Below are 6,540 nucleotides of genomic sequence, written 5' to 3'. Positions count from 1 at the left end.
TTGCGGCGGTCGCACCAGCTCGGGGAGAAGGGCATGGATGACGTGGCCCGCACCCTCGCCGAGCTCGATCGCAGGGACGTGCTGGACTCGACCCGCGCCGCGGACCCGCTGGCCGTCCCCGACGACGCGATCGTGCTCGACTCGACCAGTCTGTCCGTCGAGGCTGTTGTGGACGAGGTCCTGCTGCACTGCGAACGGGTAACGGCCGACGCGCCATGACCACCGGAAGCCCCGACGCCACGGAAGCCGGCGCCGGGCAGCCGCCGGTGCCCGTGCCGCCGCGTGGGGCGGCGTCCCGGCCCTACCGCGACGTTGTGCACAGGGTGCTCAAGCCACCGTTGCGTCTCGTCGTGAACCGGGCCATCATGCAGGTGACCCTCCAGGGGCTTGAATACGTGCCGGCGACCGGTCCGCTGATCTTCGCGGGAAACCACAGCAGCCTCTTGGACGGCCCCCTGGTCGTGATCGAGTCACCGCGCACAGTCCGCTGCCTGGTGAAGTCCGAAATGTACCGAGGTTTCCTCGGGCCGTTGCTGCGCATTGCCGGCCAGATCCCGGTCGACCGTGGCCGACCCGATCGGGCCGCGTTACACACTGCACTCGACGAGTTGGGGCGCGGCGGAACCATCGGGGTGTTTCCCGAAGGTACCCGGGGATCCGGCGAGGTGCAGACGGTACAGCATGGTATCGCCTATCTCGCTGTCCACGGACGGTGCCCGGTGTTACCGGTCGCGTGTATCGACACCGGCTTGGCCCTGCCCAGGGGCGTTCGCTGGCCGAGGCGTTCCGTGCCGGCGCGGGTCGTGTTCGGGCGTCCGTTCGACGTGGAGGTCCCGGCGAACCCGCGGTCGCGTCGGGCATTGGCGGCGGTGGCGGAGGACATCCGGTTACGGATCGCCGACCACCTGGTGGCGGCCCGCCTGCCTCCCGGATCGTGACGCGGTCGACACGATCATGAGCAGACGCGACTGTGAACAGCAAGGAACAGCAAGGAACAGCAAGGAACATCAATGAACGTCTATAAACGGCAATGAACGGAAATGACGAACAGAGACGAGGACGTTGTGGGTGTGGCTTCGCAGGCACCGCAGGACGAGGCCGGGTACCCGCCCGGCGCCACCGAGAGGCAGCCGGTGCTGGCGATTGTCGGACGCCCCAACGTCGGCAAGTCGACGTTGGTGAACCGGATCCTGGGCCGTCGGGCCGCGGTGGTCGAGGACGTCCCGGGCGTGACCCGCGACCGGGTCGCATACGACGCAACCTGGAACGGGCGGCGTTTCGTCGTCGTCGACACCGGCGGCTGGGAGCCTGACGCGCGTGGGCTCGCCGCCCGGGTCGCCGAGCAGGCACGTGCGGCGCTGGACACGGCCGACGCGGTGCTGTTCGTGGTCGACACCACGGTCGGTGCGACCGACGCGGATGAAGCCGTCGCGCGCGTACTGCAGCGGTCGGGGCTGCCCGTCGTTCTCGCCGCGAACAAGGTCGATGACGCTCGGACGGAGGCGGATGCAGCCGCGTTGTGGAGCCTCGGGCTCGGTGAGCCGCATCCGGTCTCCTCGCTGCACGGCCGTGGCAGCGGAGACCTGCTCGACGCGGTGCTCGCGGCCCTCCCGGAAGCGCCGCGCGAGCGTTTCGAGGAGGTGGACGGTCCGCGGCGGGTAGCCCTGTTGGGCCGGCCGAACGTGGGGAAGTCTAGCCTGCTCAACCGGCTCGCCGGGACGGAGCGCTCGCTCGTGGACGAGGTCGCCGGTACCACCCGTGACCCGGTCGACGAGCTGGTGACCGTCGGGGGCGAGGTGTGGAAGTTCGTGGACACCGCCGGCCTGCGGCGTCGGGTCCGGGAGGCCGCCGGAGCGGAGTACTACTCCTCGCTACGTACTGCGGCCGCGCTGGAGGCCGCCGAGGTCGCGATCGTCCTGCTCGACGCCGGCGAGCCACTCACCGAACAGGACCAACGGGTGATCACCATGGTGGTCGAGGCCGGGCGGGCTCTGGTACTGGCGTTCAACAAGTGGGACCTGCTCGACGAAGACCGCCGTCTTACGCTGGAACGCGAGATCACCCGAGATCTCGGCCGGGTCGCCTGGGCGCCGAGGGTGAACGTGTCGGCAATGACCGGCCGCGCGGTCGATCGGCTCGCACCAGCCCTGCGATCTTCGCTGGATTCGTGGGGGATGCGGATCTCCACCGGCCGGCTCAACACCTGGCTCGGCGAGGTCGTGGCGGCCACCCCGCCGCCGTCCCGTGGCGGGCGGCTGCCCCGGGTACTGTTCGCGACGCAGGCCGGTGTGCGGCCACCCCGGTTCGTCATCTTCTCGACGGGGTTCCTGGAGCCGGCCTACCGTCGCTTCCTGGAGCGGAGGCTGCGCGAGGACTTCGGCTTTGCCGGAACACCGATCGAGATTTCCATCCGGGTTCGCGAACGGGGCGAGAAACGTCAGTGACGGGCGGTCACCTGCGTTTCGCAGCCCAGACATCGCCCCGCTGCCCCATCACCCCATAGCCCCGCTGTCCCATCACCCGCTGTCCGCTGTCCGGGGCAATACCATGGCCGGCGGTCCGTCCGGCGCCGATCTCACCGGTGCCGGCCTGGGGGCCATCAACCGACCCTGGCCTGCCCCCCGGGACCCGGAGGCCGTTGTGAGCGAGCGAGCACACCTCACGCGCCGTGTGGAGATGGCCATGCAGATGATGCGGCACCACCGGCTGGGGTATTACGGATTGATGCCGCGGGCGCGCCTGCTGGCGTCCCTACCCGAGCTGGTGGCGCCGACGCACTACCGGGTCCTGCGTTTCATCGAGACGAATTCGCCGCCACCCCCGACCTTGTCCGACATCGCGGAGCTGCTCCTGGTTGATCGCGCGCGGGCGGCCCGTGTGGTCGATCAGCTCGTCGCCGGGGGTCTGGTCGTGCGGACCAGCGACGCTGTTGATCGTAGGGTCCGGCGGGCGGACCTGACCTCGGCCGGGCGTCAACGCCTGGCCGAGGCTGCCGAGCAACGCTGGGAGTTCCTGATGACGACCGTCGCCGACTGGTCGACTGAAGATCTCCGACAGTTGGCGACGCTGATCGAGCGCCTGAACGACGCGGTGGCCCGCGGCGTGGCGACCGAGAGGGGCGCCGGTTTATCGCGTGGGGCCCAGGCCGTCGCTGCGCCGTCGCTGCAGGGTGAAGGTGTCGACGGGCTGGACCTGACCGTAGAGGCCGGTGACGGCGTAGTAGGTGACAGCCATCGACGTCAGACCGCCCCGCTTGTTCCCCGGGTCGACGGTGAAGGCAACGAAGCCGTACGGGTTGACCCGGTCCCGCACCGCCGACCACGGCGCGGCCTCTGACACGTAGATCGGTGTACGTTTGCCGTTGGCACCGGTAGCTCCCACGCCGGTGATGACGTTGCATGCCGGAGTGTCGTACAACACGTCGATCGAGGGTATCGAGGTGCCGCCGCCGCCGATGACCATGTGGACGGTTCCAGCGCCGGTGTCCACCACATCGGTCCGGGTCGCGACCGGGATCGGGGTGAGGGTGTCGGTGGGCTGCTGGCCGCGGATCGGGTGGGATCGCTCGTAGTGGTGTTCGTGGCCACACAAGACCAGGTCAACGCCGTACTGGTCGAACAACGGCACCCATTCCTGCCGGATGCCCAGGTCCGCGCCATTGCCGGGGTGGTCCGCGGTGGACACCACGACCTGGTGCATCACGACCACGATCCAGTCGATGTTCCGGTTGTTCCGGCTCGCCGCGAGTTCCGCCTCGAGCCACCGCCGCTGTGCCCCGCCCGAGTAGCCGTGCACATAGCTGTTGCCGCCGTCCTGGTAGCAGACGTCGTCGTTGTTCAGGCTCACCACCCGGACCGAACCGACGGTGAAGGCGTACCACAGGCCGTTGGTCTCCGGGTCGCCCCCGTTGCCGGGAACGGTGAAGTAGGTCTGGTAGGCGCCGAACCCGATCGGGCCGTTGCCGCGTTCGTTCTCGTGGTTGCCGGCAGCCGGCATCCACGGGCGGAACCTGGCCGACCGGGTGGTCATGTCGAACCAGTCCGACCAGGTGCGGAGGCGGTCGGTCGACAGGTTCGCATAACACAGGTCGCCGTTGACCAGATGGAACAGCGGCGCGACGCGCTCCACGGCGGTCGTCACGTCATTGGCGTACGGCGAGCCGAGGTTGTCGTTGAGATACTGCAGGGGTCCGGTTATCTTCGCCGGCCGTGGACCGTTCAGCTTCCCGAGGGTGGGCGTGCCCTGGTCACCGAAACTTGTGAACGTGAACGGCGCCCGGCCGCGTGGTCCGGTGCGAAACGACCCCGGCTCCGGCGTCGTCCCGTCATGGACCGCCGTGTACACGTATTCGCTGTCCGGATGCAGCTGCTGGAATCGGGCACTGTGAACATAGACGCTCTGCCCGGACTGCGCGTCGGTGTAGGTGTCGGTGACCGCAGCCACCTTCGCCCCGATGCCGTCGTTCAGTGTGCCGAGCAGCACCCGTGGCCTTTGCACCGGCACCAGCGTCTGCCACGACACCACCATTTCCCGGGATGCGTCCGCGCCGAACTGGAGGTGCAGACCCGTCACGGGTGGCATGCCCAGGGTGCCCGGCTGTACCCAGAGTGTTGGCGACATGCCGGTCGTCGCGGCGGCGGCGGGGGCTACGGTGCCGAGGAACGGGTCCGCCCCGGCAACGGTTAGTCCGGCGCCGACCGCGCCCAGCCATCCTCGCCGGCTGAGGGCGGCTCTCCCTGCGTCCGCGTCATCGCCCGGTGCTGTCGGGAGTGGGTTCTCGTCCTGCGGGTTCGTGAAATTGGTCACCTGGGAAATGGTGGCGGCGTGCGGGCATCGGCGGCAGCAGTCGGCCGGGAACCTTGCACCAACAGGCGGTCTCCACAAAACGACATCCCGTGGGCGGCGGACAACTATTGCATGCGCAACTACATCGCGGCGGGGGAGCCGCTGAGTCGGCATCTGACCGGGGGTAGGTCCCCAGATGCAGGGGGCTGGAGTCTCCGACTGACGCTGGCGCACCGTGTCGATGGCGCCAAAAAGGGCTGCTGACCAGGGTCTTCACCCCGTCGGCAGCCCTTGTCGTGTTGGTCGGGACGACAGGATTTGAACCTGCGACCCCCAGACCCCCAGTCTGGTGCGCTACCAAGCTGCGCCACGTCCCGTGCGGGGCCTACGTTACCCCATCGCTGAAGCGGGCTGGGCTTCGGGCGACCCGGTGACAGCGCTCATCGCGTCGCCCGAAGCGTCGACGAACCTGAGCGTGAGCCCAGAATCGTACCTGGTGTCCGGTCGGTCGGTGGTTCGGGTGGACGCGGGGAATTTCGGCGGCGGCGTCCACCCGAACCGGTGTCTCCTGGGGCCGCCGGGCACACGACGAGAGCTGTGGTCGTGCGCTCTGCGGCCTGTCTGGGGTCTGGATCCGCCCGGTGAGGGCTGGGCGCATCCAGACCCGTTGATCACTGTGTCGCGCGGCTCCTGCGGCGAGCGGTGAGGCCCGCGCCGAGCATCGCGGCACCGAGTCCGACACCGGCGACCGGGGTGATCGGGAAGGACGGCGCGGTGCCACCGCCACCGGCGTTCACACCACCTGACGGAGCACTGAAGGAGGTGTCATTCTTCTTGCTGTCCGTTCCGGACGTGTCGTTCTTCTTGCTGTCCGTTCCGGGCTTGTCGCTCTTCTTGCTGTCTGCCCAGGACTTGTCGTCCGTTTTGCCTTCCCACTTGTCGCCTTGGCCGCCGTAGGACGGCGTGGCGCCGGCAGCCCTCGTTGGGGCTGAGGTGGGTCCGCCGGGGCCGCCAACGCCGCCAAGGCCGCCGGGGCCGGCGGTCGCGGTTGGTCCGCCAACGCCGCCAGGGCCGCCAACGCCGCCGGGGCCGGCGGTCGCGGTTGGTCCGCCAACGCCGCCAAGGCCGCCGGGGCCGGCGGTCGCGGTTGGGCCGCCACGGCCGGTGGGGCCGGCCGTGGGCGAGTCAGGCTGCTCGGTCGTCCAGCTCTGGTGCGAGTCCCACGAGTCGTCGCCCGCAAATGCAGATGCAGGGGTAAATCCAACAAAGAACGCGGTGGCTGCTGAAATAGCCAGCATCACCACACCCCGGCCCATTCTGTGCGTCATGACCTTCCTCTTCTCTCGTGCGGTAGCGGTACGGTTACCGCGGGCAACACAGTAGCCATTTGATGTCTGGGGGAAGGGCATGGGACGCGATATTGCCGGGAGGAAGCCGAAAGTCATCTTGTCGGCACGGTGGCTGGTTCTGCTCGGACTTCTCCTGATCGGGGTGAGTGGCCAGAGGATCGTTTCGTCCGAATTCTGGAAGGCCGCCGGAATCTCTGCGGAGACTGTCCCGACAGGAGGCGTTGCCACGGAAAAGCCATCCGCGGGTACGCAGGTGACAGTGCCCGAGCCGGCGCGTACGTCCGACAATCGGCCGACCTTCCTGCGTATTCCTGTACTGGCTACCGCTGCGGCCGTCGGGTCGGTCGGCCTCGAGCCGGACGGAACGCTCCAGGTGCCGACGGCATGGGGTGACATCGGTTGGTAC

5 protein-coding genes, 1 tRNA gene and 1 pseudogene are annotated in these 6,540 nt (G+C 68.7%); 4 read left to right on the top strand and 3 right to left on the bottom strand.

Going from position 1 to position 6,540, the window contains the following annotated elements; genetic code table 11:
• The 4 genes and pseudogenes from U9977_RS02250 to U9977_RS26795 all read left to right on the top strand — a co-directional run.
• The coding region (locus U9977_RS02250) for a (d)CMP kinase (protein ID WP_322747466.1) at positions 1–219 on the top strand (219 nt) is incomplete at its 5' end.
• Complete coding sequence (locus tag U9977_RS02245) at positions 216–938, top strand: lysophospholipid acyltransferase family protein (protein WP_322747465.1); 723 nt, start codon at positions 216–218, stop codon at positions 936–938. The genes U9977_RS02250 and U9977_RS02245, both read left to right, overlap by 4 nt.
• Before the next feature lie 102 nt (positions 939–1,040).
• Complete coding sequence (gene der / locus U9977_RS02240) at positions 1,041–2,444, top strand: ribosome biogenesis GTPase Der (protein WP_322747464.1); 1,404 nt, start codon at positions 1,041–1,043, stop codon at positions 2,442–2,444.
• Between the two features lie 103 nt (positions 2,445–2,547).
• Positions 2,548–2,931 (top strand): annotated as a pseudogene (locus tag U9977_RS26795) (MarR family transcriptional regulator); the annotation flags it as partial.
• A gap of 195 nt (positions 2,932–3,126) precedes the next feature.
• Here U9977_RS26795 and U9977_RS02235 read toward each other — a convergent pair.
• The 3 genes from U9977_RS02235 to U9977_RS02225 all read right to left on the bottom strand — a co-directional run bounded on the left by U9977_RS02235 (position 3,127) and on the right by U9977_RS02225 (position 6,113).
• A complete protein-coding gene (locus U9977_RS02235; protein WP_322747463.1) occupies positions 3,127–4,806 on the bottom strand; it encodes a metallophosphoesterase family protein in 1,680 nt (559 codons plus the stop codon).
• 279 nt (positions 4,807–5,085) lie between these two features.
• A tRNA-Pro gene (locus U9977_RS02230) sits at positions 5,086–5,162 on the bottom strand.
• 294 nt (positions 5,163–5,456) lie between these two features.
• Positions 5,457–6,113 (bottom strand): hypothetical protein, encoded by a 657-nt coding sequence (locus U9977_RS02225; protein WP_322747462.1) that lies wholly within the window; start codon positions 6,111–6,113, stop codon positions 5,457–5,459.
• Positions 6,114–6,540: the final 427 nt, after the last annotated feature.

This window comes from Protofrankia sp. Cas8 (assembly GCF_963555845.1).
Classification (GTDB): Bacteria; Actinomycetota; Actinomycetes; order Frankiales; family Frankiaceae; genus Protofrankia.
This window is presented reverse-complemented; position numbering and strand designations above follow the sequence as displayed.